The 26,332-nt window shown below is 59.0% G+C and carries 21 protein-coding genes; 12 read left to right on the top strand and 9 right to left on the bottom strand.

What is annotated here, in order from left to right; genetic code table 11:
- Nucleotides 1-45: 45 nt before the first annotated feature.
- The gene (locus tag IEY47_RS17640) at nt 46-2,955 is read right to left on the bottom strand and encodes a ribonucleoside-diphosphate reductase subunit alpha (RefSeq protein WP_188985108.1); all 2,910 of its coding nucleotides are present in this window, start codon (nt 2,953-2,955) and stop codon (nt 46-48) included.
- 973 nt (nt 2,956-3,928) lie between these two features.
- On the opposite strand from IEY47_RS17640, the gene IEY47_RS17635 reads away from it, so the two are divergent.
- A complete protein-coding gene (locus tag IEY47_RS17635; RefSeq protein WP_188985106.1) occupies nt 3,929-5,260 on the top strand; it encodes a dicarboxylate/amino acid:cation symporter in 1,332 nt (443 codons plus the stop codon).
- Between the two features lie 186 nt (nt 5,261-5,446).
- Here IEY47_RS17635 and IEY47_RS17630 read toward each other — a convergent pair whose 3' ends face one another.
- Nucleotides 5,447-6,163 carry a 4'-phosphopantetheinyl transferase family protein gene (locus tag IEY47_RS17630; protein WP_188985103.1) on the bottom strand — a complete coding sequence of 239 codons (717 nt, stop codon included), beginning with the start codon at nt 6,161-6,163 and terminating at the stop codon, nt 5,447-5,449.
- 126 nt (nt 6,164-6,289) lie between these two features.
- Nucleotides 6,290-6,613, bottom strand: coding sequence for a YgaP-like transmembrane domain (locus IEY47_RS17625; protein ID WP_188985101.1), 324 nt, complete (start codon nt 6,611-6,613; stop codon nt 6,290-6,292).
- Between the two features lie 208 nt (nt 6,614-6,821).
- Here IEY47_RS17625 and IEY47_RS17620 point away from each other — a divergent pair, with 208 nt between their 5' ends.
- Nucleotides 6,822-7,721, top strand: coding sequence for a YihY/virulence factor BrkB family protein (locus IEY47_RS17620; RefSeq protein ID WP_188985099.1), 900 nt, complete (start codon nt 6,822-6,824; stop codon nt 7,719-7,721).
- A gap of 163 nt (nt 7,722-7,884) precedes the next feature.
- Here IEY47_RS17620 and acnA read toward each other — a convergent pair whose 3' ends face one another.
- The gene (acnA, locus tag IEY47_RS17615) at nt 7,885-10,623 is read right to left on the bottom strand and encodes an aconitate hydratase AcnA (protein ID WP_188985097.1); all 2,739 of its coding nucleotides are present in this window, start codon (nt 10,621-10,623) and stop codon (nt 7,885-7,887) included.
- A 168-nt stretch (nt 10,624-10,791) separates the two neighbouring features.
- Between acnA and rlmM the strand changes: the two genes are divergently transcribed.
- Both rlmM and tusA read left to right on the top strand, forming a co-directional pair.
- Complete coding sequence (gene rlmM, locus IEY47_RS17610) at nt 10,792-11,841, top strand: 23S rRNA (cytidine(2498)-2'-O)-methyltransferase RlmM (protein WP_188985095.1); 1,050 nt, start codon at nt 10,792-10,794, stop codon at nt 11,839-11,841.
- Nucleotides 11,842-11,857: 16 nt separating this feature from the next.
- A complete protein-coding gene (gene tusA, locus IEY47_RS17605; RefSeq protein WP_188985093.1) occupies nt 11,858-12,106 on the top strand; it encodes a sulfurtransferase TusA in 249 nt (82 codons plus the stop codon).
- 305 nt (nt 12,107-12,411) lie between these two features.
- On the opposite strand, the gene IEY47_RS17600 is transcribed toward tusA, so the two are convergent.
- On the bottom strand, nt 12,412-13,806 hold the full coding sequence (locus IEY47_RS17600) for an MATE family efflux transporter (protein ID WP_188985091.1): 1,395 nt from the start codon (nt 13,804-13,806) through the stop codon (nt 12,412-12,414).
- A 132-nt stretch (nt 13,807-13,938) separates the two neighbouring features.
- Here IEY47_RS17600 and pdxB point away from each other — a divergent pair, with 132 nt between their 5' ends.
- Nucleotides 13,939-15,096: a 4-phosphoerythronate dehydrogenase PdxB gene (gene pdxB / locus IEY47_RS17595; protein WP_188985089.1), complete on the top strand. Its 1,158-nt coding sequence runs from the start codon at nt 13,939-13,941 to the stop codon at nt 15,094-15,096.
- Between the two features lie 382 nt (nt 15,097-15,478).
- Here the strand turns inward: pdxB and IEY47_RS17590 are convergent, their stop codons facing one another.
- The 3 genes from IEY47_RS17590 to IEY47_RS17580 form a co-directional block, all read right to left on the bottom strand.
- A complete protein-coding gene (locus tag IEY47_RS17590) occupies nt 15,479-15,646 on the bottom strand; it encodes a PA1571 family protein (RefSeq protein ID WP_188985087.1) in 168 nt (55 codons plus the stop codon).
- 181 nt (nt 15,647-15,827) lie between these two features.
- The gene (gene ppnP / locus IEY47_RS17585) at nt 15,828-16,109 is read right to left on the bottom strand and encodes a pyrimidine/purine nucleoside phosphorylase (RefSeq protein WP_188985085.1); all 282 of its coding nucleotides are present in this window, start codon (nt 16,107-16,109) and stop codon (nt 15,828-15,830) included.
- A gap of 57 nt (nt 16,110-16,166) precedes the next feature.
- The gene (locus IEY47_RS17580) at nt 16,167-16,715 is read right to left on the bottom strand and encodes a 3'-5' exonuclease (RefSeq protein ID WP_188985083.1); all 549 of its coding nucleotides are present in this window, start codon (nt 16,713-16,715) and stop codon (nt 16,167-16,169) included.
- A 280-nt stretch (nt 16,716-16,995) separates the two neighbouring features.
- Here IEY47_RS17580 and IEY47_RS17575 point away from each other — a divergent pair, with 280 nt between their 5' ends.
- The 3 genes from IEY47_RS17575 (at nt 16,996) to IEY47_RS20570 (ending at nt 21,379) form a co-directional block, all read left to right on the top strand.
- Nucleotides 16,996-19,224: a GGDEF/EAL domain-containing response regulator gene (locus IEY47_RS17575; protein WP_188985081.1), complete on the top strand. Its 2,229-nt coding sequence runs from the start codon at nt 16,996-16,998 to the stop codon at nt 19,222-19,224.
- The gene (locus IEY47_RS17570) at nt 19,221-21,032 is read left to right on the top strand and encodes a sensor histidine kinase (RefSeq protein WP_188985079.1); all 1,812 of its coding nucleotides are present in this window, start codon (nt 19,221-19,223) and stop codon (nt 21,030-21,032) included. The genes IEY47_RS17575 and IEY47_RS17570 overlap by 4 nt, the downstream gene beginning before the upstream one ends.
- A 62-nt stretch (nt 21,033-21,094) precedes the next feature.
- Complete coding sequence (locus IEY47_RS20570; protein WP_229779506.1) at nt 21,095-21,379, top strand: YkgJ family cysteine cluster protein; 285 nt, start codon at nt 21,095-21,097, stop codon at nt 21,377-21,379.
- 45 nt (nt 21,380-21,424) lie between these two features.
- Here IEY47_RS20570 and gltA read toward each other — a convergent pair whose 3' ends face one another.
- Nucleotides 21,425-22,711, bottom strand: coding sequence for a citrate synthase (gene gltA / locus IEY47_RS17565; RefSeq protein ID WP_188985076.1), 1,287 nt, complete (start codon nt 22,709-22,711; stop codon nt 21,425-21,427).
- Between the two features lie 341 nt (nt 22,712-23,052).
- Here gltA and sdhC point away from each other — a divergent pair, with 341 nt between their 5' ends.
- Genes sdhC through IEY47_RS17545 form a run of 4 tightly spaced genes read left to right on the top strand, consistent with a single transcriptional unit; the run spans nt 23,053 to nt 26,293 of the window.
- The gene (gene sdhC, locus IEY47_RS17560; protein WP_188985074.1) at nt 23,053-23,439 is read left to right on the top strand and encodes a succinate dehydrogenase, cytochrome b556 subunit; all 387 of its coding nucleotides are present in this window, start codon (nt 23,053-23,055) and stop codon (nt 23,437-23,439) included.
- The gene (gene sdhD, locus IEY47_RS17555; RefSeq protein ID WP_188985072.1) at nt 23,433-23,801 is read left to right on the top strand and encodes a succinate dehydrogenase, hydrophobic membrane anchor protein; all 369 of its coding nucleotides are present in this window, start codon (nt 23,433-23,435) and stop codon (nt 23,799-23,801) included. Before sdhC ends, sdhD begins: the two co-directional genes overlap by 7 nt.
- Nucleotides 23,802-23,804: 3 nt before the next feature.
- Complete coding sequence (sdhA, locus tag IEY47_RS17550; RefSeq protein WP_188985071.1) at nt 23,805-25,577, top strand: succinate dehydrogenase flavoprotein subunit; 1,773 nt, start codon at nt 23,805-23,807, stop codon at nt 25,575-25,577.
- An 11-nt stretch (nt 25,578-25,588) separates the two neighbouring features.
- A complete protein-coding gene (locus IEY47_RS17545) occupies nt 25,589-26,293 on the top strand; it encodes a succinate dehydrogenase iron-sulfur subunit (RefSeq protein ID WP_188985069.1) in 705 nt (234 codons plus the stop codon).
- Nucleotides 26,294-26,332 lie beyond the last annotated feature (39 nt).

The raw sequence follows: 26,332 nt of genomic DNA, 5'->3' as shown, positions 1-26,332 counted from the left end.
CAACGACGCGAACGCGGTCCGGATTCTCGCGTCCTGCCTAACTACTTACTGGCAGGCTTCGCAGTCGGGGTTGTCGATGGAGCACGCCAGGGGCACTGGTGCCGGCTTCGGCTCGGCCGCTTCGACCGGGGCCGGTGCGGCCTGACGGCCTTCGTTGCCACTGCCACTGGAAACCGCGTTGAGCTTGCCGGTGTTGATGGTGGACTTCTCGGTGCTGGTCGCGGCCAGGGCACGGAGGTAGTAGGTGGTTTTCAGGCCACGGTACCAGGCCATGCGGTAGGTCACGTCGAGCTTCTTGCCCGAGGCGCCGGCGATGTAGAGGTTCAGCGACTGCGCTTGGTCAATCCACTTCTGGCGGCGGCTGGCGGCATCGACGATCCATTTGGTCTCGACTTCGAACGCGGTGGCGTAGAGGTCCTTGAGGTCCTGCGGGATGCGCTCGATCTGCTGTACGGAACCGTCGTAGTACTTGAGGTCGTTGACCATGACCGGGTCCCACAGGTCGCGGGCTTTGAGGTCGCGAACGAGGTAGGGATTGATCACGGTGAATTCGCCCGAGAGGTTCGATTTCACGTACAGGTTCTGGTAGGTCGGCTCGATGGACTGCGATACGCCGGTGATGTTGGCGATGGTCGCGGTCGGCGCGATGGCCATGATGTTCGAGTTACGGATGCCGCCTTTGACGCGTTCGCGGATCGGTGCCCAGTCGAGGGATTCGGTGAGGTCGACATCGATGTACTTCTGGCCACGGGCCTCGATGAGGATCTGCTGGGAATCCAGCGGCAGGATGCCTTTGCTCCACAGGGAGCCTTCGAACGTGGAGTACGCGCCGCGCTCGTCGGCCAGGTCACAGGAGGCCTGGATGGCGAAGTAGCTGATGGCTTCCATGGACTTGTCGGCGAAGTCGATGGCGGCATCGGAACCGTAGGCGATGTGCTGCAGGTACAGGGCGTCCTGGAAGCCCATCAGGCCGAGGCCGACCGGACGGTGCTTGAAGTTGGAGTTCTTCGCCTGCGGCACGCTGTAGTAGTTGATGTCGATGACGTTATCGAGCATGCGCACAGCGGTGCGGACGGTCTTCTCGAGCTTGGCCAGATCCAGTTTGCCGTCGACGATGTGGTTCACCAGGTTCACCGAACCCAGGTTGCAGACCGCGATCTCGTCCTTGTTGGTGTTCAAGGTGATCTCGGTGCACAGGTTGGAGCTGTGAACCACGCCCACGTGCTGCTGCGGGCTACGCAGGTTGCATGGGTCCTTGAAGGTCAGCCATGGGTGGCCGGTCTCGAACAGCATCGAGAGCATCTTGCGCCACAGGTCTTTGGCCGGCAGGGTCTTGAACAGCTTGATCTTGCCGTACTTGGTCAGCTCTTCGTAGTACTCGTAGCGCTCTTCGAAGGCGCGGCCGGTGAGGTCGTGCAGATCCGGTACGTCGGAAGGCGAGAACAGGGTCCACTGGCCGTCATCGAAGACGCGCTTCATGAACAGGTCCGGAATCCAGTTCGCGGTGTTCATGTCGTGGGTACGGCGACGGTCGTCACCGGTGTTCTTGCGCAGCTCGATGAACTCTTCGATGTCCATGTGCCAGGTTTCGAGGTACGCGCAAACGGCGCCCTTGCGCTTGCCACCCTGGTTCACGGCAACGGCGGTGTCGTTGACCACTTTCAGGAATGGGACGACGCCCTGGGATTTGCCGTTGGTGCCCTTGATGTAAGAGCCGAGCGCACGGACTGGAGTCCAGTCGTTGCCCAGGCCACCGGCGAACTTGGAAAGCATGGCGTTATCGTGGATCGCGCCGTAGATGCCTGACAGGTCGTCCGGAACGGTGGTCAGGTAGCACGAGGACAGCTGCGGACGCAGGGTGCCGGCGTTGAACAGCGTCGGGGTGGACGACATGTAGTCGAACGAGGAGAGCAGGTTGTAGAACTCGATCGCGCGAGCTTCGCGGTCCGACTTCTCTTCGATGGCGAGGCCCATGGCAACGCGCATGAAGAAGATCTGCGGCAGTTCGAAACGCACACCATCCTTGTGGATGAAGTAGCGGTCGTACAGGGTTTGCAGGCCGAGGTAGGTGAACTGCTGGTCGCGCTCGTGGTTCAGCGCAGCGCCCAGGCGGTTCAGGTCGTAGCCTTTGAGCTTGGAGTCGATCAGTTCGAACTCGGAGCCTTTTTCGACGTAGGCGAGCAGGGCCTTACCGTACAGATCGGCCATTTCGTGGTGAGTGGCGGATTCGGCCACGCCAAGGAAGCTCAGAGCTTCGGCGCGCAGGGTGTCCATCAGCAGGCGGGCAGTCACCTGGCTGTAGTTCGGCTCGCGCTCGACGAGCGTACGGGCGGTCATCACCAGAGCGGTGTTGACGTCCTTCTCGGCGACGCCGTCGTACAGGTTCTTCAGGGTTTCACGCTCGATCAGCGCGCCGTCGACTTCCGCCAGACCTTCGCAGGCTTCGGAAATGATGGTTTGCAGGCGGCCCATGTCCAGCGGCTGGGTGCTGCCGTCGGCCTTGGTGACGCGAATGGTCGGGTGCGGTTGGGCGATGTCGCTGCCGCTGTTTTCCTGCTTGCGCTTGGCGGTCTGTGCTTCACGGTAGATGACGTAGTCACGAGCGACTTTCTGCTCGCCGGCACGCATCAGGGCCAGTTCGACCTGATCCTGGATTTCTTCGATGTGAATAGTGCCGCCGGAAGGCATGCGGCGCTTGAAGGTCGCGGTGACTTGTTCAGTCAGGCGGCGAACGGTGTCGTGGATACGCGACGACGCGGCGGCATTGCCGCCTTCCACTGCGAGGAACGCCTTGGTGATCGCAACGGTGATCTTGTCATCGGTGTAGGCGACGACGGTGCCGTTGCGTTTGATCACACGCAGCTGCCCTGGGGCGGTGGCGTTCAGGTCGAGGCCGTTGTCGGCGGACCTTGGCGCTCCGGCCTGCGGGTTTTCGCGAGTGGTGTCTGTCTGCATGAGGAGGTTCTCCACGTTCCAAATAGAGGCAGGGCGCTTGTGACGCCCCTGTTCATTTCAAAAATTCATTGCCGCGTACTGCCGTCTGGCCAACACGCGTTAATCGGTACGGCGGACGCCGGATATCGACGTCTATGGATTGCTATGGCTATGTACGTCAGATCAGTCGAACACAACCCCTAGTGTTTACGAAGAACGACGTAAAATTGCCTCACCGGTTACGCATGTACGCGCACATGACGCGAAACCGGCCTGAAAATAACGGCTTTCTATACAAAAAATGCCCAAAACCACTTGCCCAACGGCCTGTTGATAGCTTATGGCGCGTCAAGTTCACTATGGGTGAAATTTTGCTAGAGACACCATATGTAGTTGGCGTTTCCCGATGGCGCTACAAGATAGTGGTTGTTCCGATCAGTGGCAAGGTGTCGAAACCCGGTCGGCTTGTGGATAAGTCTGTGGGTTACCTTTGTGTACTTCGCTGTAGCGGGCGCGCTTTCTGGCATCCACCGAGATAGGCCGTTCGTCGTGCCTTTTTAGCGAATGAATATGAAAGTTTGGCGCAGCCCCTACCACTATATGTTGTGTTCGTTTGTCAATCCGTCAATGCGACGCAGAGGGGCTGTTGGCTGCGTTTGTACGGGATGCGGGCGTTGCCGTGTCAGCCACCAGGAGGCAATAGGCAACGCGTAATGGGTAAGGCGGATTTCCGCCGCCAGGAGTAAGCGGCACTTATGGCAGTGGCGGGGAATCGCCATTGGTCACGTATCCACCGCATAAGCGAATGAGCTGGGGCGCCCGTAAATAGGGCTCTCGACGCGATTTCCCAAGTTGGGCACAGCGTTTGCTATCTACACCTTCAGACCGACGCCACCCGTTGGGATAAAACAAATCCTTCCAGAGCAGGAAGGTGTAAGCATTCAGGTCATGTGTGTACGAAGGATTCGAGCGCACGCACCATCGAGGTTCTGCCATGTCCGCTGAAGCCCCCATTCGCCAACCGTTCTACAAGATCCTGTACGTTCAGGTTCTCTTTGCGATCGTCATTGGTGTCCTGATCGGCCACTTCTACCCTGAAACCGGCGCGGCGCTGAAACCGCTGGGCGATGGTTTCATCAAGCTGATCAAGATGGTCATCGCGCCTATCATCTTCTGTACGGTCGTTACCGGTATCGCGGGCATGCAAAGCATGAAAGCGGTCGGCAAGACCGGCGGTTATGCGTTGCTGTATTTCGAGATCGTTTCCACCGTCGCGCTCGTCATTGGGCTCGTGGTCGTCAACATCGTCCAGCCAGGTGCGGGTATGCATGTCGACGCCAGCACGCTCGATGCATCGGGCATCGCGGCCTATGCCGCTGCCGGTGAGAAGCAAAGCACCATCGACTTCCTGATGAACGTCATTCCAGGCACCGTCGTCGGCGCCTTCGCCAATGGTGACATTCTGCAGGTGCTGTTCTTCTCGGTACTGTTCGGTTACGCGCTGCATCGCCTGGGTGACTACGGTCGTCCGGTGTTCGAGTTCATCGAGCGTGTTTCGCAGGTGATGTTCAACATTATCGGCGTCGTAATGAAGGTCGCTCCGCTCGGCGCGATGGGCGCGATGGCCTTTACCATTGGTAAGTACGGCGTAGGTTCGCTGGTCCAGCTCGGCCAGCTGATGATCTGCTTCTACGTGACCTGCGTACTGTTCGTGCTCGTGGTGCTTGGCGGTATCGCGCGCGCCCACGGCTTCAGCATCATCAAGTTCATCAAGTTCATCCGCGAAGAACTGCTGATCGTTCTGGGTACGTCGTCTTCGGAGACCGCGCTGCCACGCATGATCGACAAGATGCAAAAGCTGGGTGCGCAGAAGTCTGTCGTCGGTCTGGTTATCCCCACTGGCTACTCGTTCAACCTGGACGGTACTTCCATCTACCTGACGATGGCTGCGGTGTTCATCGCCCAGGCCACCGACACGCCAATGGACATTACCCACCAGATCACACTGCTGCTGGTTCTGCTGATTGCGTCCAAGGGTGCTGCTGGCGTCACGGGTAGCGGCTTCATCGTGCTGGCGGCTACGCTGTCTGCCGTTGGCCATCTGCCGGTTGCTGGTCTGGCGCTGATCCTGGGTATCGACCGCTTTATGTCGGAAGCGCGCGCACTGACCAACCTTGTCGGCAACGGCGTTGCCACCATCGTGGTTGCCAAGTGGTGCGGTCAGCTGGACGAGAAAGCCTTGCAGAAAGGTCTGGCCGAAGGTCCTGCGGTAGCGGCTGCAACGCCGCCGGAGACACCAGTCACTGAAGCACCGGCTCGCACCTGAGCGAAGCGGTAAAGAAAAGCCCGTCTTTGTGACGGGCTTTTTTTGTTTGGGCGGAGTGGTGGGCCGTTCGTTCGAACCTGGGCTTTCTGTTGGCGCGAGCGGTGCTCGCGATCGCGGGCATGGCCCGCTCCCACAGTTTGGTGGTTTGGACCGGACAGAGCGGCGTAGTTAATGAAACGCGGCGAGCTAGGCAGGTATAGCGATCAGGCTGAGCATGTGCTCATCGATAACGGCGTACTGGCCGGTGACGGTGGTGCCATGGGACCACTCTTTAGAAAGATCGCAGAGCAATTGCAGGTGCACGTCGCCGCTGTCGTCGATGTCGATCACTTCAGCATCCTGAAAATAAAACCGTGTCCTGCAAAGCGGATAGAGCGCTTTGAAAAGGCTCTCCTTGAGCGAGAAGACCAGTGTCGTCAGGAAGGCGGGTTCAAGGGTGCGAAAACGGGCTTGCTCGGTGGGCGTCAATATTTCGCCCGCCAATCGCTGTGCCCGAGAGGAGGTCAGGATCAATTCAAGGTCGGCGCCTATAGAGCGCCAGCTATTAGTTCTTGCACACACGGCCGCCACGCGGCCTTTGCTGTGGGTGATGGATCCACAATAACCGGAAGGCCATTGCGGTACGTTTTCGTCATCGGCTGAAAGCACTTGCGATGGCGAGCCCAGCGCTGCAAGCGTCGTCGCAGCGCAGAAGCGACCTGCTAGGTACTCGGCCTGACGTTTTTTGACCGCGCCGCGGATAGGGTTCGGACAGGGGATCGACAACGAATCGAATGCAGAAAGCTCGAATCGCTCGCTATCTACGGTGACCAGGGTGCAGCCGGCATTCGGCAATACGCGTGGCAACGGCCACTGCTGAGCCGGCGGACTAAGCCAGGGGGGAACGTCATGGGGAGGAGTCATGCCGGCATTGTGCCGAGCCGAGCGGCTAAAGCCAATGCATGACACGACTCGTTGTGGAGGATGTTCGTGCGTTAAAACCTGCCAGGCAGAACGCGCCCTACGGAGCGGGGCGCGTGGAGGGTCTGCTTACAGTGATGCCTTTGGGTCGCTGACTGCACCAGGCGGCGGAACGACCAATGAGTCGTGTCCGGCAACGGTCGTGCCGCGGACGGCTGTCGCTGAGCTGTGCGCCAGCCGCGCGTCCTCTCGCTCGTTCAGGGCTTCCGCAATGGCGCGTTTCGCTGCGCATTTACCGCTAAAGCCGCGTGCTACAGCCATTCCACCCATCGCCAATTGCAGCATGCCGCCGAGGCCGCCTTTGCGAACGCCTTTGCCGAGCAATAGCAGCCCGCCGGCAATCGACGCGGCGCGTTCCCAGCCATGAACGTTGGGATCTACAGGTTTACTCATGTCGTAACTCTCCACATGCTTTTTTTGGAATGTCGTCTCTACGCGCGTATGGTTTCGATCCGAACTTAAGTTCGAACCAGCTGCGCTCGCTCCTGTTCCATTCGCTGGATAACTGGACAGCGCGGGTAGGCGGCGTCCGCAGCCAGAACTTGGCGGGTGCCGCTGGGTCCGAACATCAACACCTACAGTCGCTTTGCCAAGGATCGTCATGCTCGGCTATCTCACACGAGGACAGCGTCCTTTTTCCCTGATCAAACGCACGGTCAACGAATTCATCGATGACGAGATGCCGACGTACGCGGCGGCACTGGCGTACCAGATGTTCTTCTCGCTTTTCCCATTTCTGCTGTTTCTGATCGCGCTGCTGGGCTACTTCGACCTGCAGAATTTCTTCGACTGGCTGCGTGAACAGGCGCGGCTGTTACTGCCCGGCCAGGCCATGGAGCAGGTGGATACCACGCTCGCCCAGCTGCAACAGCAGCAGGCGGGATTGTTCTCCATCAGCATCGTGGTGGCGCTGTGGACGGCGTCTGCCGGGGTTCGCTCGGCTATGGACGCGATGAACAAGGCCTATGACGTCAAGGAAGGACGTCCCGTTTGGAAGCGCGTGCCACTGTCGATCGCGTACACGATCGGGCTGGCGATTCTTCTGCAGCTTTCTGCCGGTTTCATGCTGATCGGGCCGCAGGTGTTGAACTGGATGGCGCACTACGTAGGCCTCGATCAGGTCACGGTGTTGCTGTGGTCGGTCTTGCGCTGGCCGGCGGCGATTGGGTTGAGCGTGTTCGCGGTGGCATTGGTGTATTGGGCTGCGCCCGACGTGCGACAGAAGTTTCGCTTTATCACGCCAGGGTCGGTGCTGTCGGTATTCGTCTGGATCGTCGCTTCCGTAGGATTCGGCTATTACGTACAGAATTTCTCGAACTACAACGCCATGTACGGAAGTATCGGCGCGATTATCGTGCTGATGCTGTATTTCTATATTTCGGCGGCGGTGATGCTGTTCGGTGCGGAGTTGAATGCGGTGATCGAGCATTCCCATCCTGACGGGAAGGATCCGGGTGACAAGGTGCCGGAAGAGGATTTGGAGGCGTCTGTGCGCCGTTGATTTGAGCGCGATAAGTGAAGATGCATAAGAGCGATCGCCCACAAGTGGGCTCCTACAGTAGAGCGCGCTTTGTGTAGGAGCCCACTTGTGGGCGATCGCTCTTCAAGATCTAAAAAAAGCCCGCGTTCCTCATTGCCGGAACGCGGGCTTTTCTTCAACGCACTTACGCCGCCAGCAATGACCGCAGCACGTAGTGCAGGATGCCGCCCGCCTTGAAGTACTCCACTTCGTTCAGCGTATCGATCCGGCAGAGCAGTTCGGTTTGCTCGCGCGAGCCGTCTTCACGGGTGATTTCCAGCCCAATCGGCATGTGCGGGCGTAACTCGACGCCGTCGATACCAGTCAGGGTGATCGTTTCCTTACCAGTCAACTGAAGGCTCTTGCGGTCTTGACCGTCCTTGAATTGCAGCGGCAACACGCCCATGCCAACCAGGTTGGAACGGTGAATACGCTCGAAGCTTTCCGCGATCACCGCTTTCACGCCGAGCAGGTTGGTGCCCTTTGCGGCCCAGTCGCGCGAGGAACCGGTGCCGTACTCCTTGCCAGCGAAGATCACTAACGGCGTGTTCGCTTCCTGATACTTCATGGCGGCATCGTAGATGGCCATTTTCTCGCCGCTGGGCACGTGAATCGTCACGCCGCCTTCGTCTTCCAGCATCTCGTTGCGGATGCGGATATTGGCGAAGGTGCCGCGCATCATCACCTCATGGTTGCCCCGCCGTGAGCCGTAGGAGTTGAAGTCCCGCGGCTCCACGCCGTGTTCGCGGAGATAGCGGCCCGCTGGGCTGTCCGCCTTGATGTTGCCAGCGGGCGAGATGTGGTCCGTTGTAACGGAATCCCCTAGCAACGCGAGGATGCGGGCGTCGTGGATATCCTGTACGCGGGGGGGATCGCCGGCGATGCCTTCGAAGAATGGCGGGTGCTGGATGTAGGTGGAGTCGTCCTGCCAAACATAGGTTTCGGCCTCGGGCACCGAAATCGCCTGCCATTTCTCATCGCCCGCGAAGACATCGGCGTATTCCTTGCGGAACATGGTGGCATCGACTTTCTGTACGGCGTCGGCAATTTCCTTCTGGGTCGGCCAGATGTCGCGCAGGTACACCGGATTGCCGTCTTTATCGTTGCCCAGCGATTCACTGGACAGATCGACCTTCACCGTACCAGCAAGGGCATAAGCCACGACCAGCGGCGGAGACGCCAACCAATTGGTGCGAACGAGAGGATGGACACGTCCCTCGAAATTTCGGTTACCGGACAGCACGGAAGCGACGGTGAGGTCACCTTGTTGCACGGCCTTTTCGATCGGGTCGGGCAGGGGGCCGGAGTTGCCAATGCAAGTCGTACATCCGTAACCCACGAGCTCGAAGCCAAGCGTGTCCAGATACGACGTAAGCCCCGCAGCCTGGAAGTACTCGGTCACGACCTTGGAGCCGGGTGCGAGCGAGCTCTTCACCCATGGCTTGCGCTGCAGTCCTTTTTCCACGGCTTTTTTCGCGACCAGGCCTGCGGCCATCATGACGCTGGGGTTGGAGGTGTTCGTGCAGGATGTAATGGCTGCGATCACGACCGCTCCATCACGCAGGCGATGGGTGCTGCCTTCGTATTCGTAATCGATACCGTCGACCTGATCGGCATTGCCGACTGCTACGCCGCCACCGCCTTCGTTTTCCAATCGGCCTTCTTCCTTGGGCGCGGGCTTCAAGCGCAGGCCGAGAAAGTCATTGAAGGCCGCAGGGACTTTGGGCAACTCGACACGATCCTGAGGCCGCTTCGGGCCGGCGAGGCTGGCTTCGACGGTACTCATGTCCAGCGACAGGCTATCCGTGAAGACCGGCTCATGGCCTTGTTCGCGCCACAAGCCCTGGGCTTTGCAATAGGTTTCCACGAGCTCGATGGCTTCCTGCGGACGGCCGCTCAGGCGCAGGTAATCCAGCGTAATGTCGTCGACCGGAAAGAATCCGCAGGTCGCGCCGTATTCAGGCGCCATGTTGGCGATGGTGGCGCGGTCGGCCAGCGGCAAATCCGCAAGACCATCACCGTAGAATTCGACGAATTTGCCGACCACGCCTTTCTTGCGCAGCATCTGCGTCACGGTCAGTACGAGGTCGGTGGCGGTGATGCCTTCGCGCAACTTGCCGGTCAGTTTGAAACCAATCACTTCCGGGATCAGCATCGACACGGGCTGGCCGAGCATGGCGGCTTCCGCTTCGATGCCGCCGACGCCCCAGCCCAAGACGCCCAGGCCGTTGATCATCGTGGTATGCGAGTCGGTGCCAACCAGGGTGTCGAGGAAGGCGAACGTCTTACCGTCTTCTTCTTTGGTCCAGACGGTACGGCCGAGGTACTCGAGGTTTACCTGGTGACAAATGCCGGTGCCGGGCGGCACGACCTGGAAGTTATCGAAGGCCTTCTGGCCCCAACGCAGGAACGCATAGCGCTCGCCGTTACGCTCCATTTCGATTTCGACGTTTTCTTCGAATGCACTGGGCGTAGCGAATTTATCCACCATCACTGAATGGTCGATCACCAGGTCGACGGGGGATAACGGATTGATCTTTTGTGGGTCGCCGCCGGCTTCGGCAACGGCAGCGCGCATGGCTGCCAGGTCAACGACAGCGGGGACGCCAGTGAAATCCTGCATCAGCACCCGGGCAGGGCGGTACTGGATCTCACGGTCGGAGCGGCGCTCTTTCAGCCAGTCGGCCAGTGCGCTCAGGTCGTCGCGGGTGACGGTGACGTCGTCTTCCCAGCGCAGCAGGTTCTCGAGCAGCACTTTGAGGGACATGGGTAACTTATCGAGGTCGCCAAGCGTCTTGGCGGCGTCCGGCAAGCTGAAGTAGTGATAGGTCTTGCCACCGGCATCGAGCGTCCGTTGGCTTTTCAGGCTGTCCAAAGAGGGCATATCTACTCCTTGTGGCCCGCACGGTCGGGCCGTTCAGTTCGCGGTGTGGCTCGCGCGACGGCAAAGCCACCCATACTTTTTCCTCTATAAACTGGACTGATGACGAAGCGCGCAGGTTCCCGCCTCAGCTATCATGCGCGGCTTTGCGATGCCCCGTTGGAGCCGTCCATGAATACGCTGTTGTTCCATTGCCGCCCAGGTTTCGAGGGTGAGGTCTGCGCTGAAGTCTCCTCGCTAGCGGCGCGTCTGGACGTCTCTGGATATGCGCGCGGCAAACCAGACAGTGCTTATGCCGAGTTCATTTGCCAAACGGCCGAAGAGGCGCAACGGTTCATGGCGAAAGTGCGTTTCGATGATTTGATCTTTCCTCGCCAGTGGGCTCGCGGGATGCACCTGGCCCTGCCGGAGACCGATCGCGTTGGCGTGCTGGTGGAGGCGCTCGAAGCGTGCCCGCCAGTGGGCAGCGTCTGGCTGGAAGTGTTCGATACCAACGACGGCAAAGCGCTTTCGAACTTCTGCAAGAAATTCGAGCGGCCACTCACCACTGCGCTGAAAAAGACTGGGCGTCTCGTCGACGATAGCCGCGCGCCACGTCTATTGCTGACGTTCAAGAGTGGTCGAGAGGTCTTCATTGGCATTGCCGATCCTGACAACGCTGCGCGTTGGCCAATGGGTGTGCCGCGGCTGAAGTTTCCCCGTCGTGCGCCCAGCCGTTCCACCTTGAAATTGGAAGAGGCTTGGCACCATTTCATCCCTAGGGATCAATGGGACCAGCGCTTGGCCCCGGACATGCGCGCAGTGGACCTCGGCGCGTCGCCCGGCGGCTGGACGTGGCAGTTGGTGAATCGCGAGATGCGCGTGATGGCGATCGACAACGGACCGATGGACGTGGATCTGATGGACTCCGGCTTGGTCGAACATTACCGCGCGGACGGATTCTCCTTCCGGCCGCGCCAGGCGGTCGATTGGATGGTTTGCGATATCGTTGAGAAGCCTGCGCGCAATGCGGCATTACTGGAAACATGGATCGGCGAGGGCTTGTGTCGCGAAGCGATCGTCAATCTGAAACTCCCGATGAAGCAGCGTTACGCCGAAGTCGAGCGTCTGCTGCAACGTATCCGAGACGGACTCAAGAGCCGCAATGTGAAAGGGAGCCTGGCCTGCAAGCAGCTGTATCACGACCGAGAAGAAGTGACCTGCCACCTGCGCCGCTTGTGATAACCGAGGAAAGCCGATGACCCCAGAGTTGAATACCCCTGATGCCGTGCTCGATGCCACTGGCCTGAATTGCCCTGAACCCGTGATGATGCTGCACAACAAGGTGCGTGATCTGTCCGGCGGCGCGTTGCTGAAAGTCATCGCGACCGATCCTTCCACGACACGTGACATCCCGAAATTCTGCACCTTTCTCGGGCACGAATTGGTCGGTCAGCAGGAAGAAAACGGCACCTACCTGTATTGGATACGCAAGAGCGAAGGGTGACCTTCGCGCTTCGCCGTAGAGGCGACGGCTGAACGATCACGCATTTCGCTTTTTTGTAGGAGCCAGCTTGCTGGCGATCCTCTTGATCCAACGACATCGGGCCTGCCTGAAGGCCTGATCGCCAGCAAGCTGGCTCCTACAGGGAGGGGCTGGTTTCGTAGGAGGCTGGCTGGGCCTGGGTTTCGGGTAGAAGCCTACCGGGCTGCGATCAACTTGTGGGCGATTAGCGTTCAGGCAATGCGTGTCTAGATATGGATTGGTGTGGCCCCGGATCGCCCATGAGCTGACCGCAACCCAATGGGCGCCTACGAGGGCAAGATCGTGTGGCTGGAAGTGGCGTTTAAGCGACGTCTCGATACCCGATGCAGCCGGACACCTAGCATCGTCGCGGCGCAGGTCAGGCCGGCCAGCAAGCCTAGCCAGAAACCGGCGGGCCCGGACGGCGGCCCCATCCATTCGGTCAATCCCAACCCATACCCCATGGGCAACCCGACAACCCAATAGGCGAGAAGCGTGATCAGCATCGTTATCCGGGTGTCCTGATAGCCACGCAGCGCACCGGCGGCGGTGACCTGGATGGCATCTGATATCTGGTAGAGCGCCGCATAGGCGATCAAGGAGGCCGCGAGCGCCAGTAGGGCGGGATCGGTGGTGTACCAGCGTGCGATTTCATCGCGGAAGACCAGCATGGAAAGCGTGACGACCACTGCGTAGGTCACGCCAGTCGCAATTCCTGTCTTAGCGGCGAAACGCGCATCGCCAGGCGCCTCTTTGCCGAGTGCTTGCCCGACCCTGACCGTCACCGCCATTCCCAATGAAAGGGGAATCATGAACGCCAAGGATGAAAAGCTGAGCGCGATTTGATGGCTGGCTACCACGTTAGCGCCGAGATTGCCGATGAGTAGGGCAATAACGGAAAAGATGCTGGCTTCGGCAAAGATGGCGATGCCGATGGGAATGCCGATCGCAATCAGTTCACGCAGAGCGGTCCAGCGGGGCCACTCGAAGCGCGCGAAAAGGCCCGCATTCCCGTAAGCCGGCCCGCGCCGAACCCAGAACACCATCATGGCAAGCATGCACCACATCACTAGCGCACTGGCGACGCCACAGCCGACGCCCCCTAATGGGGTAAGTCCGAACTTTCCATAGATGAAGACGTAGTTGAGCGGGATGTTGAGTGCGAGCCCAAGTAGACCCACAAGCATGCTGGGTCGGGTGCGACCCATACCGTCGCTGAAACAGCGCAGGACGTAATAGAGCGCCATGGCCGGAAAACCCATTGCGGCCGCGCGTAGATAACGCATGCTGAGGTCCGCCAGCCCAGGTTCGATTTCCATCCAGTGCATGACCGGTTTTGCCGAACAGAGCAGGGCAGCTGCACTGCAGCCCAAGGCTAACGCGAGCCATAGTGCTTGCCGCACGAGCGGGCCGATGCGGGCATCCTGCTTGGCGCCGTGGTATTGCGCGACCTTGGGCGTAGTTGCCAGCAAGATGCCCGTCATCAACAGGTAGGTCGGCATCCACAGCGAGTTGCCCAAGGCGACCGCGGCCAGATCCGTGGAGCTGTAGTGGCCTGCCATCAAGGTATCGGCGAAGCCGATGGCCGAGGACGCGAGCTGCGCGATCACCAGTGGGATGGCTAGACCGTGGAGGGCTTTGAGTTCGTCTAGTGCTCGACGAAAACGTTGGCTGACGTACATCGATCCACCTGCGCGGCGCGAAAAAGCGGCGTAGTCTACGCGCCGTCGAGTCATTGCAGAAGCCAAGACGCTTGCGCTGTTTGTCATGACCGTTGATGCCTTCAACGTTGAACTGTATGTGGAACTAGCGCCATGCGTATCGTCGCCGATGAAAACATTCCCTTGGTCGAGACATTCTTTGGATCGTTCGGGGAAATCGTTCGGTATCCCGGGCGGCTGATCAAGCCTGATGATCTGAAGGGGGCCGATGCGTTGCTCGTGCGGTCGGTCACGACCGTCGATGAAGCGTTGCTCGCACAAAGTACGGTGCGCTTCGTCGGGACCTGCACCATCGGCACGGACCACATCGACAAGAACTACTGCGCGGATGCTGGAATTACCTGGGCCAGCGCGCCCGGCTGCAATGCGCGAGGCGTCGTGGATTACGTGCTGTCCACCGTGCTCACACTTGCCGAACGCACCGATACGGACCCCGCCGAGCAGGTGTATGGCATCGTGGGTGTGGGCGAGGTGGGTGGGCGTCTGTGGCACGTGTTGAAAGGTCTAGGCTGGAAGGTGCTTGTGTGCGATCCACTCAAGGCCGATGTGCTGGGAGGCGACCACACGCCGCTGGATGTGCTGCTGGCGCGTTGCGATGTCATCAGTCTGCACACGCCTCTGATCCGCCACGGCGAGCACGCGACTCATGGATTAATGAGCGCGGCGCGTATCGAAGGGCTCAAGCCGGGCACTTGGCTGATCAACGCGAGCCGCGGAGAAGTTGTCGATGGCGCCGCGTTGCGTGCGCGTCTGCAGCGGGACGATGATCTACAGGTCGCGCTGGACGTATGGGAAAGCGAGCCAGCGATCGATCCTGCCCTCGCCCTGCGTTGCGCCATCGCGACCCCGCATATTGCAGGTTACAGCCTGGAAGGAAAGTTGAGAGGAACGGCGCAGATCTACGCGGCGTTCTGCCGCTTTCTCGGGCAACCCGCCACGCTTTCGCTGGAAGATGTAATGCCGCGGCCATGGTTGTCACTACGACTTGCGGCTGATACGCCGCTCGATGTCGCACTCCGTATGACGTGCCGAGCGGTCTACGATCCCCGTGACGACGATGCGATGTTCAGAAACACGCTTGGTCTGCCAGCAGAAGAGCGCAAGCGCGCGTTCGACCGGCTGCGTCGAGATTACCGTGTACGGCGTGAGCTAGAAGGGCTGAAGGTGGAGCTGACGGGAGCGCATGCATCCGGTGATGTTGGGCTCGGCGAGCTGTTGTCGGCGCTGGGGGTGCATTGGCGGCGGGAGTGACGGCAGATTAGCTGCGCGTCGTTGTTCAGCGCACCATCCTTACGGTTGAGTTCGATCGTCCCTGTCTTACCTGTAAGAGCCGCAATCCGCGTGTTCCCGAGGTAGTTGTTCAGACACTGCACTTTTGTAGGAGCCATTCATGGGCGATCCGGTAGCAGCCGCGACGTAAGGATTGAGGTGTTGCTACCGACGCTGATCGCCCACAAGTAGGCTCCTACACGAGCATCGCGTTCTCACGGTAGCTATTTGGAGACTGCGCCTTCGTAGGAGCCCATTAATGGGCGATCCGGTAGTAGCCGCGACGCAAGGGTTGAGGTGTTGCTACCGACGCTGATCGCCCACAAGCCGAGCGCAGCCCGGTGAGCTCCTACAAAAAGCTTTGTCAGTGCTTCGAATCAGCGTTCGCCTTGCCCAGGCTCGTGTCTTCGAGCTCCTCGCAGGCTTGCTGGATCATGTCCTCGGTAATCGGGACCTCTTCGCCGTTGCGGTCGATTACGGAGCCGGTGAGGGTGCAGTTGTAGGTGTCCGAATCTTGCTGTGGATCGTTCATGGGAACTCCTCATCCAGTGTGTTCAGGCGCGAGCGCCGGTGCCGAATGAAAACAGGTCGGGTTTCGCTAGCGCCCAGAGGGCATTCGCGTCCTGTTCAATGGACAGCAACCGCAAGAAACGAGTTCGGGATCTGTGCGGGCCGCGCTGCGGCCTAAGCGACAGCGCGGCGTAGAGAGAGGCTTAGCGGTATTCGCAGAGGTAGGCGGTTTCGATGTCGACTTTGACCTGGAACTTGCTATTGGCGGGTACTTCAAAACGGCTGCCCGCGTCGTAGGTGGTCCAGTCGTCACTGCCGGGCAACTTCACGGTCAGCGCGCCCGATACGACATGCATGATCTCGTGCTGGCTGGTGCCGAATTCGTATTCACCCACGGCCATTGCGCCGATCGTCGCCGGTCCGTTCGCTGTGGAAAAGGCGATGGATTTGACGGTGCCGTCGAAGTATTCGTTGACCTTGAACATTAAACATCCTCGGGATTTGGGTGAAGTAAGCAAGTATGCCCAACGGCGTAGGGCGCGTCACGATAGCGACGGTAGAACGCTCGGTAGCAGCTTGGCGGTGTTACGCGCGTCAGTTAGGGCGCGGTGCTGCTCGCCGAAAAACGAGGTGCCTGCAAGCTCTAATGCGCGGTTGAGCCCAACGGGCTTTTCAAGCTGGCGTATTTTTGCGAATCGCTGCTTCAGGTTGATGTGTGGCAGCTGTGACAGCGTGCTATCGATACCAAGGCGACGCCAGTCGTTGACGAGTTGCTGCCGATCGTAATCGCCCCAGCTGACCCAGGCTTGAAGGCGCCCATGATAAGGCTCGATCCAGCGCTCCAGTTCCTGCCAAACAACGTCCAGATGGGCGGCGCCATCGATGTCTGCCTGTTCGATGTGCGTGAGCTCACGGCAGAAAAGGGTTAGAAGCGGTCGTTGCCGAGGGCGCACGAAGCGTTGGAATCGGTCGAGCTCGGCGCCATCGCGTGTGACGAGGCTAACACCGATCTCGATGATCTCCATGTCTTCGACCGGCCAGCCGCCTTCTTCGGTAGTCGATTCGAGATCAATGACGAGCCAGAGGGCCATGGAATGTCCTGGTAGGGGAGTCGTTTCGTCATCTTTCGAGTGGTAAGGCCATCACGCCGTTCCCAGCCGTGCGCTTTTGCAACGGGACGTGCACGAGCGCATCGATTTGTACGGCGCGTTTTCTGGAGCCGTCTAGACTCAATTGGAATCGTTCATTCGGCGGCATGCACTTATGCCGTTCGGCGGCTGGCGAGTCCAAATCTATGGCTTTCAAAGTCTATCTACAGTGGCGTTCGACGGATGTCGGCAGTTCTTCAATCGTGATAGTTGGGCGGTAGTCATGGAAGAAATAGAGACGAACGTAACGTTCGAGCAGGCGGACACCAGGCCCGCGGTCTGGCAGGTCCTGGCAGTTGATGACGACGCGGATTTCCAGAACGCGATGGCGTTCGCGTTGGCTGACTTGGAATTGCTCGGGGCACCCATCGAGTTGACCCAGGCTTACAGTTACCGCGAAGCCGCGATGATCCTGGGTGAGCGACATGACATCGCAGTCGTATTGCTCGATGTAGTGATGGAAACCGAGGATGCGGGTTTCCGCTTGGTGCGAACCCTGCGGGAGGTCATTGGCAACGCCGAGGCGCGGGTGGTGATGCTAACCGGGGAGCCGGGCATGGCGCCGGCCCGCGCGGTGATGCAGGAATGCGACATCAACGATTACTGGACCAAGAGCGAGCTTAGCAGCGAGCGCTTGTCCACGGTGCTGACGGCAGCGTTTCGCAGCTATTCACAATTGCGTTCCATGTCGCGGGCGCGACGCGGATTGCACACCATCGTCGAGTCCAGCAACGCACTTTTTACCTCTAAAGACACCCGTGAACTGTCCGCGAAGATCCTAACGGAGATTGCCGCGCTGCTTGAGGTCAAGACCGAGGGCATCGTTTGCGTGAGGATGGAAGGCAGCGACAGCGGACAGGACGTGTTGCGCATTATCAGTGCGAACGGACGTTTCTATCGCAACGTGGGTGAACATGTTGAAACGCTGGACCACCCGGTCGTGCGAGATCGCCTCAAGGAAAGCCTGCGTCTGCATCAATCGCTGCGGTTCGAGGACGGCGCGGTGCTGTTGTTCCCCAGCCTGCAGGCGGGCGCCGATTACGCTTGTTATGTGGCGACCGGCCGTACGTTGGACGATACGGAGATGGAGCTGCTGAGGGTTTTCAGCGCGAGCATCAGCCACGGCTTCTACAACGTTTCCCTGTTCAGCCGCCTGGAGGAGATGGCGTACCAGGACGACTTGTTGAAAATCCCGAACCGGAACGCACTTATCCGCACACTGGACATGCTGTTGCGCAGTGATGCGAAAAACGACCATGCACTGCTGCTGATCGATATTGATAACTTTTCAGGTGCAAACACCGCATTCGGTACTGGCTACGGGGACTTTATTCTCGGCTTGGTCGCGAGCCGTTTGCGCGACCATTTCCCTACCAACGTGCTGGTCGCACGTGTCAAAGATGATCTGTTTGCCGTGGTAGGTCCGACCTCCGAGGTGAAGGCTGCGGAGGTCGTCCACTTGTTTCGGCGACAAAGCCGGCCGTACGAACTTGGTCAGGTCTACAGCCTGAGCACCGTTACCCTTGACCTCAAATCGTTCGAAGGCGATGCGAAGGTCGCGTTGCAAGGCGCTCAACTGACGTTGAAGGACAACAAACGGCATGGCCAGGATCGCCATAGTGTCCACGATGCGCGGTTGCTTGCTCATCACGCCGAGTCCTATCGCATGTTACTGGCGCTGCGGGACGCCGCGTCGGCTGGGGGTATTCAGCTGGAATTCCAGCCGCAAGTCGAGCTCGCTTCACGCCGAGTTGTCGGGGTAGAGGCGTTAGCCCGCTGGCGGACGCCCGAAGGCGTCTCGATCTCACCGGCACGCTTCATTCCGCTGGCTGAGGCGACCGGCTACATCCTGCCGCTGGGTGATTTGCTCATGCGCTTGGCAATGGAGGCTGCGAAGCGTCTTGCGGATGCCGGAAGGCCCGACGTGCGCGTAGCCGTAAACGTATCGTCAGTGCAGATGCTGCAACCGGATTTTCTGGAGCGCTTCAACGCGAACCTGCAAGGCAGCGAGGTCTCGGCAAGTCAGATTGAGGTGGAAATTACCGAGTCGGTGGCCATGAATTCGTTCGACGCCATTAGCCGGCAGCTGGAAGGTCTGCGAGAGATGGGCACCACGGTTTCCATCGATGACTTCGGTACGGGATTCTCGTCATTGAATTACCTGCGACACCTGCCAGCCGATCGGCTGAAGATTGACCGCAGCTTCATCGACGAAATAGGGCGGGTAGAGGAGGCGAAGTTAATCGCCGGCGCAGTGATCGAAATCGCGTCTCGGGTGGGTATGGAGGTGATTGCCGAGGGTGTCGAAAACCTTCATCAGCTCGAATGGCTACGGGCGAACGCCTGTTCTGAAGTCCAGGGCTACTTTGTGGCTAAACCAATGCCACTGGAAGCGCTGCTGGATTGGCTGGCTCGCTGGGCGGTGGATGACGGCCGGTCTGTGATGCCATGACGCCGCGGCGATCCGGTGCGTTATCACGCAACCTCGTCGTGTTGTTTCTACCTTGGGCAATTATCGTTCTGGGGATGTGCGGCCTGCTACGTGAGCACTTGCTCGATTCGAAGTTACAGCCACTATGGACCGCGCAAAACGCTGCGTTGGAAGAGGGGCAGATCGCTCTTAGTCGGCGCTTGGCAATTGCGCGCGGCAACCTATCATTCTTGAGCCAACAGCCTTCGGTGCGGGCGTTTCTAGCGTCGGGAGACAGCCCGGTGGAGTCGCCGCACGAGCTCATACACGAGTTCATCGCGACGGCCGACTACTACCGGACGGTCTGGCTGCTCGATCGGCAGGGCAACATTCGGGCGTCAGTCGAAAAGGATGGCAGACAGATGCCAGAGGCACCCCTTTCGGCCGATACCATTCGTGAAATAAGCGAACTGAACTGGGGCGAAGCGTTTTTATCGAGCCTGGGAGGTAGTATCGCGCGCGATCCCGCGACGCCTGAGATGCTATTGGCAATACCGGCTTTCGATGAGGACGGCACACGGCTGGGCGCGATCGTATTCAGCTATCGCGTCGAGCTTATCGCAGGGCGACTACAAGAAATTGCGGCTAATTATGGTGTACCACTTGGTCTGGTGAGCGGGCGGGGACGCTGGATTTTCGGTCCTTATCCCGAGGCGGCAGTGCCGGTTTCCGATGTCGATGGAGATCTACTCGAAAAGGATGCGCCGGAGCACGCTTTTGACGGTCTTCCGGGGAACTGGGCCGTTGAATGGTTCGATCCAGCGTTGGTACTACCCGTCCAAGAAACGCTACAGAACAGTCCTGAAGCGCTTTACCTCGCCTCGGTATTACCTGCGCCTACACTGGCTGCGATCCAGCGTGAGGTGTGGCTGCTCGTTGGCGCGTTGGCAGCGTTCATGTTGCTTGCAGGTGCGGCGGTCGTCGTATTGCTGTCGCAGGCCGAGGTCGCGCGTGATCAGGCCATGCGGGCGCTTGCCGCGCGCAGCGATGAATTGATGGAGCGGAATCTTGAGGTGAACCGTGCGATGGAAACGCTCCATCGCACCCAGTCAGCGCTGGTGCAGGCTGAAAAGCTGTCTTCGCTGGGTACGCTCGTTGCCGGTGTTGCGCATGAGCTGAACACGCCGATCGGCGCCGCAAGCATGGCAGCGAGTTCTTTGCGTGGGGACGCCGAAAAAGCCTTAGCAGCGATCCAGCGTGTAGACGATCGTGACGTGCAGCGCTTTCTCAAGCGTAGCGGCCCTGGTCTGGCCATCGTGCAGACAAATCTGGAGCGCCTTGCGACATTCACTCGCGCGTTCAAGAAGCTTGCCAGCGACCGCGCCAGCACCGAACGGCGTGAATTCGATCTGGCGGAGCTTCTCGACGAAGTGGTGCTGGTGCTAGGGCCGCGGTTGAAGGGCACGCCCCATGTCGTTCGGCGCGAGGTGCCGTCGCCGTTCTTTCTCAACAGCTTTCCTGGCCCCATCAGCCAGATCCTCCAGAACCTGATAGATAACGCCTTGGTGCATGCGTTTGAGCCGGGGGTGAACGGTGAGGTCGAGGTGAAAGCCTGGCACGGTGATCACGGCCATATTTGCATCGATGTCAGCGACGATGGCTGCGGTATGGACAAGGATCAGCTCTCGCGGATCTTCGATCCGTTTTATACGACCAAACGTGGGCGGGGCGGTACGGGGCTTGGGTTGCATATCACGCATCAACTTGCCGTGGGGATTTTGGGTGGGAAGATCGAGGTGCACAGTACGCCGGGGGAGGGAACGCGCTTTCGATTGGAAGTGCCCGGCTAAGCGGTACTGCCATGCCTATATGGCTGGGGTATGCTCTGCGCCCTTTTTTCTGGAGTATCGCCATGCAATGCCGAAGCGGCTGTGGTGCATGCTGCATCGCGCCGTCCATCTCGTCGCCAATACCGGGCCTTCCGAATGGAAAGCCGGCCGGTATGCGCTGTCCGCACTTATCAAGCGAGCTACGTTGCCTGATTTTCAATCAGCCAGAGCGACCGGCTGTGTGTTCGGCATTTTTGGCGGAAGCGGCGATATGTGGCACGAGCCAAGCGCAAGCGCTTGCTACGCTGAAATGGTTGGAGGGTGAGACCGCGACGCCTCCGGCCGCGAGTGCATGTCTAGCATCATGAAAAAAGGCCGCCATTTGGCAGCCTTTTTTCCCATTGCGGGGTCGCTTACTTGCGGTTTTGCAGGTCGACGAACTCGCGCGAGGTTTCGCCGGTATACAACTGGCGAGGGCGGCCGATCTTGTAAGGGCTGGAGAGCATTTCCTTCCAGTGAGCGATCCAGCCGACGGTACGCGCCAACGCGAAGATCACGGTGAACATGCTGGTCGGAATGCCGATCGCCTTCAGAATGATGCCGGAGTAGAAGTCAACGTTCGGGTACAGATTGCGCTCCTTGAAGTAAGGGTCGCTACGCGCAATTTCGTCCAGCTTCATCGCCAGTTCGAGCTGCGGGTCGTTGATGCCGAGTTCGGCCAGCACTTCGTCGCAGGTCTGCTTCATCACTTGCGCGCGAGGATCGAAGTTCTTGTAGACGCGGTGTCCAAAACCCATGAGTTTGAATGGGTCATCCTTGTCCTTGGCCTTGGCGATGAATTTGTCGATGTTCGACACGTCGCCAATTTCATCCAGCATCGCCAGTACCGCTTCGTTCGCACCCCCGTGCGCAGGGCCCCACAGCGCCGCGATACCTGCCGCAATACATGCGAATGGGTTTGCGCCCGAGGAACCGGCAAGACGTACGGTGGAGGTAGAGGCGTTCTGCTCGTGGTCGGCGTGAAGGATGAATATCCGATCCATCGCTTTCGCCAGAACAGGGCTGATCGGTTTAATCTCGCATGGCGTATTGAACATCATGTGGAGGAAGTTCTCCGCATAGTTCAGGTCGTTACGCGGGTACATCATGGGCTGGCCCATGGAGTACTTGTAGACCATCGCGGCCAGCGTCGGCATCTTGGCAACCAGACGCATCGCGGAGATATCGCGGTGCTGCGGGTTCTTGATGTCAAGGGAGTCGTGATAGAACGCGGACAGAGCACCGACCACACCGCACATAATGGCCATTGGGTGCGCATCACGACGGAAGCCGTTGAAAAACGTCTTGAGCTGTTCGTGAACCATCGTGTGATTTTTGATGGTGCTCACGAAGGCGGCTTTCTGGTCGGCGGTAGGCAGTTCGCCGTTCAGCAGCAGGTAGCAGGTTTCGAGATAGTCGGATTGCTCCGCTAGTTGCTCGATAGGATAACCGCGGTGAAGCAGTACACCTTTTTCACCATCGATGTAGGTGATCTTCGACTCGCACGAGGCAGTCGACATGAAGCCAGGGTCGAATGTGAATCGGCCGGTGGATGTGAGGCCGCGAACGTCGATTACATCAGGACCTACGGTGCCGGTAAGAATGGGCAGCTCGACGGGGGCTGCGCCCTCGATGATTAACTGCGCTTTTTTGTCAGCCATGCAGGCCTCCTATCTTATTGCTTCGGAATCATCAGCCAGCCCCCCACGCAGGGCCGGACCCACTATAGATAGATACGTCGCAAAGTCAATTTGCCTGCCTCATCTGCGGTTTCGTGCAACCGCACGGCCCAGACAGGCTTGAGCGACGTCAATGCTTCTTTTCGTCACAGCATGGCGCGGTCTTGTCGCATTGTCATTAGTAACCTAACTGTCTATACTCGGCGACCGATCGCCCGGGGTATCTGAACCCATTAAAAAAGTGATCGTCACTCCTGGGAGATGTGTACCTGACCAATGCGCTCCCCCGACAAATCGCCCTGCTGCCTGAGGGCACTTCAAGTGTGAAAAAAGCCGTGAATAGCCAACGACCTGTAAACCTAGACCTTAGGACAATAAAACTCCCCGTCACTGCTTACACGTCCATCCTTCATCGTATCTCTGGCGTCATTCTGTTCCTCGGCATAGCAGTGCTGCTTCTGGCACTCGATATGTCCCTGGGTTCGGAAGAAGGCTTCGAGGCGGTCAAGGGGTACCTGGCCAGTCCGCTGGTCAAGTTCGTGATCTGGGCGCTGCTGTCTGCGTTGCTGTACCACCTCGTAGCTGGCGTGCGTCACCTCATCATGGACATGGGCGTAGGTGAGACGCTGCAAGGCGGCAAGCTGGGCTCTCAAATCGTGATCGTCGTATCGGCGGTTCTGATTCTGGCGGCAGGGGTGTGGATATGGTAACCAACGTCACTAACTTTTCCCGTTCGGGCCTCTATGACTGGATGGCGCAGCGGGTTTCGGCGATCGTGCTCGCAGCATACGTCGTCTTCCTTCTCGGCTATGTCATTGCCCATCCTGGGCTGACGTTCGCCGAGTGGCATGGTCTGTTTTCGCACACCGCCATGCGTATCTTCAGCTTGCTCGCTCTCGTCGCCCTCAGCGTTCACGCGTGGGTCGGCATGTGGACTATTTCCACCGACTATCTGACGCCGATGGCGTTAGGTAAGGGTGCAACTGTCGTGCGTTTTCTGTTCCAGGCTATCTGCGGCATTCTGATGTTCGCGTTTTTTGTCTGGGGCGTGCAGATTCTCTGGGGTGTGTGATCAATGACCAGCATTCGTACTCTTTCTTTTGACGCCATCATCATCGGTGGCGGCGGTGCTGGCATGCGTGCCGCGCTGCAGCTGTCGCAGTCGGGTTATAAAACAGCGGTCGTCACCAAAGTATTCCCGACGCGCTCCCATACCGTATCTGCTCAGGGCGGCATCACCTGCGCTATCGCTTCAGCGGATCCAAACGACGACTGGCGCTGGCACATGTACGACACCGTCAAGGGGTCGGACTACATTGGTGACCAAGACGCCATCGAGTATATGTGCACGGTCGGCCCCGAGGCCGTCTTCGAACTCGAGCACATGGGACTTCCGTTCTCCCGTACCGAAAGTGGCCGTATCTATCAGCGCCCCTTCGGTGGCCAGTCGAAAGACTTTGGTAAGGGTGGTCAGGCGGCACGGACCTGCGCCGCGGCCGACCGTACGGGTCATGCGCTGCTGCATACGCTCTATCAAGCCAACCTTAAGAACGACACCACCTTCCTGAATGAGTGGTATGCGGTCGACCTGGTGAAGAACCAAGATGGCGCGGTAGTTGGCGTCATCGCCATCTGCATCGAAACAGGCGAAACCGTCTATATCCGTTCCAAGGCCACCGTTCTGGCCACTGGCGGTGCTGGCCGTATCTACGCGTCTACGACTAACGCCCTGATCAATACGGGCGATGGCGTAGGGATGGCGCTGCGTGCAGGTGTGCCGGTTCAAGACATCGAAATGTGGCAGTTCCACCCAACGGGTATCGCGGGTGCCGGTGTACTGGTTACCGAAGGCTGCCGCGGTGAAGGCGGGTACTTGATCAACGCCCACGGCGAACGTTTCATGGAACGCTATGCGCCGAACGCGAAAGACCTGGCGGGTCGTGACGTCGTTGCGCGCTCGATGGTGAAAGAGGTCATTGCAGGCAATGGCGTCGGTCCTGACAAGGATCACGTACTGCTGAAGCTGGACCACTTGGGCGAAGAAGTACTGCACAGCCGTCTGCCGGGTATCTGTGAACTGTCCAAGACGTTTGCGCACGTTGACCCGGTTACCGCGCCGATCCCGGTTATTCCAACCTGTCACTATATGATGGGCGGCGTTGCTACTAACATTCATGGACAGGCGATCACGCAAGACGCCAATGGCAACGACAAGGTTGTCGAGGGTCTGTTCGCGGTAGGTGAAGTGGCTTGCGTTTCCGTACACGGTGCCAACCGCCTGGGTGGTAACTCACTGCTTGATCTCGTGGTGTTCGGTCGTGCGGCGGGTATCCATCTGGAGAAAGCGCTCAAGGAAGGTATCGAATACCGCAACGCTACGGAAACCGACCTCGAGGTGTCCCTCAAGCGTCTTTCCGGCGTTAACGAGCGTACCAGTGGCGAAGACGTTGCGCCGCTGCGCAAGGAACTGCAGAGTTGCATGCAGAACTACTTCGGCGTGTTCCGTACTGGCGAATATATGCAGAAGGGTATCGCCCAGCTCGCCGAACTGCGCGGCCGCATCGGCGAAATCAAGATTGCGGACAAGAGCCAGGCGTTCAACACGGCGCGTATCGAAGCGCTGGAGCTGCAGAACCTGTTGGAAGTAGCTGAAGCTACCGCCATCGCTGCAGAAGTCCGCAAAGAGTCGCGCGGTGCTCATGCTCGTGAAGACTTCGAAGATCGTGACGACGAGAACTGGCTGTGCCACACCTTGTATTTCCCAGGGGATAAGCGCGTTACCAAGCGCTCCGTCAACTTCGCGCCGAAGACAGTTCCAGCGTTTGAACCGAAGATTCGGACTTATTGAGGATGACCACTATGTTGCAAGTTAGTGTTTATCGCTATAACCCCGATCAGGACGCCGCACCGGCGATGCAGACCTTCCAGGTCGATACCGGCGGCAAAGACCTGATGGTCCTCGATGTTCTCGCTCTGATCAAAGAGCAGGATGTTGGCTTTTCCTATCGTCGCTCTTGCCGCGAGGGTGTCTGCGGCTCGGATGGCATGAACATCAATGGCAAAAACGGCCTTGCATGCATTACGCCGCTTTCGGCTGTCGTCAAAGGCGACAAGCTCGTTCTGCGACCGCTGCCAGGTTTGCCAGTGATTCGCGACCTTGTCGTCGATATGAGCATCTTCTACAAGCAGTACGAGAAGGTTAAGCCGTTCCTGCAGAACGACGAGCCTGCGCCTGCGATCGAGCGTCTACAGGCGCCCGAAGAGCGTGAAAAGCTCGATGGCTTGTATGAGTGCATCCTGTGCGCCTGCTGCTCGACCAGCTGCCCTTCGTTCTGGTGGAATCCGGACAAGTTCCTCGGTCCGGCAGCGCTGCTGCAGGCTTATCGCTTCCTGGCTGACAGTCGCGATACGAAAACCGAGGAGCGTCTGGCTGCAATGGACGATCCGTTCAGCGTGTTCCGCTGCCGTGGCATCATGAACTGCGTGAACGTTTGCCCCAAGGGTTTGAACCCAACGAAGGCAATTGGTCACGTTCGCAACATGCTGCTGCAAAGCGGTACCTGATTTTTGGAGCAATACCCGCGGCGCTCTAGGATCATTCCT

It is taken from the genome of Pseudomonas matsuisoli, assembly GCF_014647635.1.
Lineage (GTDB): Bacteria > Pseudomonadota > Gammaproteobacteria > Pseudomonadales > Pseudomonadaceae > Pseudomonas_P > Pseudomonas_P matsuisoli.
The sequence above is the reverse complement of the archived record's forward strand: the minus strand, read 5'-3'. Positions and strand labels throughout refer to the sequence as shown.

Excerpts from the sequence above, each read along its gene's own strand:
- IEY47_RS17640 (WP_188985108.1), bottom strand. The coding sequence starts at position 2,955 with ATGCAGACAGACACCACTCGCGAAAACCCGCAGGCCGGAGCGCCAAGG.
- IEY47_RS17635 (WP_188985106.1), top strand. The coding sequence starts at position 3,929 with ATGTCCGCTGAAGCCCCCATTCGCCAACCGTTCTACAAGATCCTGTAC.
- IEY47_RS17630 (WP_188985103.1), bottom strand. The coding sequence starts at position 6,163 with ATGACTCCTCCCCATGACGTTCCCCCCTGGCTTAGTCCGCCGGCTCAG.
- IEY47_RS17625 (WP_188985101.1), bottom strand. The coding sequence starts at position 6,613 with ATGAGTAAACCTGTAGATCCCAACGTTCATGGCTGGGAACGCGCCGCG.
- IEY47_RS17620 (WP_188985099.1), top strand. The coding sequence starts at position 6,822 with ATGCTCGGCTATCTCACACGAGGACAGCGTCCTTTTTCCCTGATCAAA.
- acnA (WP_188985097.1), bottom strand. The coding sequence starts at position 10,623 with ATGCCCTCTTTGGACAGCCTGAAAAGCCAACGGACGCTCGATGCCGGT.
- rlmM (WP_188985095.1), top strand. The coding sequence starts at position 10,792 with ATGAATACGCTGTTGTTCCATTGCCGCCCAGGTTTCGAGGGTGAGGTC.
- tusA (WP_188985093.1), top strand. The coding sequence starts at position 11,858 with ATGACCCCAGAGTTGAATACCCCTGATGCCGTGCTCGATGCCACTGGC.
- IEY47_RS17600 (WP_188985091.1), bottom strand. The coding sequence starts at position 13,806 with ATGTACGTCAGCCAACGTTTTCGTCGAGCACTAGACGAACTCAAAGCC.
- pdxB (WP_188985089.1), top strand. The coding sequence starts at position 13,939 with ATGCGTATCGTCGCCGATGAAAACATTCCCTTGGTCGAGACATTCTTT.
- IEY47_RS17590 (WP_188985087.1), bottom strand. The coding sequence starts at position 15,646 with ATGAACGATCCACAGCAAGATTCGGACACCTACAACTGCACCCTCACC.
- ppnP (WP_188985085.1), bottom strand. The coding sequence starts at position 16,109 with ATGTTCAAGGTCAACGAATACTTCGACGGCACCGTCAAATCCATCGCC.
- IEY47_RS17580 (WP_188985083.1), bottom strand. The coding sequence starts at position 16,715 with ATGGCCCTCTGGCTCGTCATTGATCTCGAATCGACTACCGAAGAAGGC.
- IEY47_RS17575 (WP_188985081.1), top strand. The coding sequence starts at position 16,996 with ATGGAAGAAATAGAGACGAACGTAACGTTCGAGCAGGCGGACACCAGG.
- IEY47_RS17570 (WP_188985079.1), top strand. The coding sequence starts at position 19,221 with ATGACGCCGCGGCGATCCGGTGCGTTATCACGCAACCTCGTCGTGTTG.
- IEY47_RS20570 (WP_229779506.1), top strand. The coding sequence starts at position 21,095 with ATGCAATGCCGAAGCGGCTGTGGTGCATGCTGCATCGCGCCGTCCATC.
- gltA (WP_188985076.1), bottom strand. The coding sequence starts at position 22,711 with ATGGCTGACAAAAAAGCGCAGTTAATCATCGAGGGCGCAGCCCCCGTC.
- sdhD (WP_188985072.1), top strand. The coding sequence starts at position 23,433 with ATGGTAACCAACGTCACTAACTTTTCCCGTTCGGGCCTCTATGACTGG.
- sdhA (WP_188985071.1), top strand. The coding sequence starts at position 23,805 with ATGACCAGCATTCGTACTCTTTCTTTTGACGCCATCATCATCGGTGGC.
- IEY47_RS17545 (WP_188985069.1), top strand. The coding sequence starts at position 25,589 with ATGTTGCAAGTTAGTGTTTATCGCTATAACCCCGATCAGGACGCCGCA.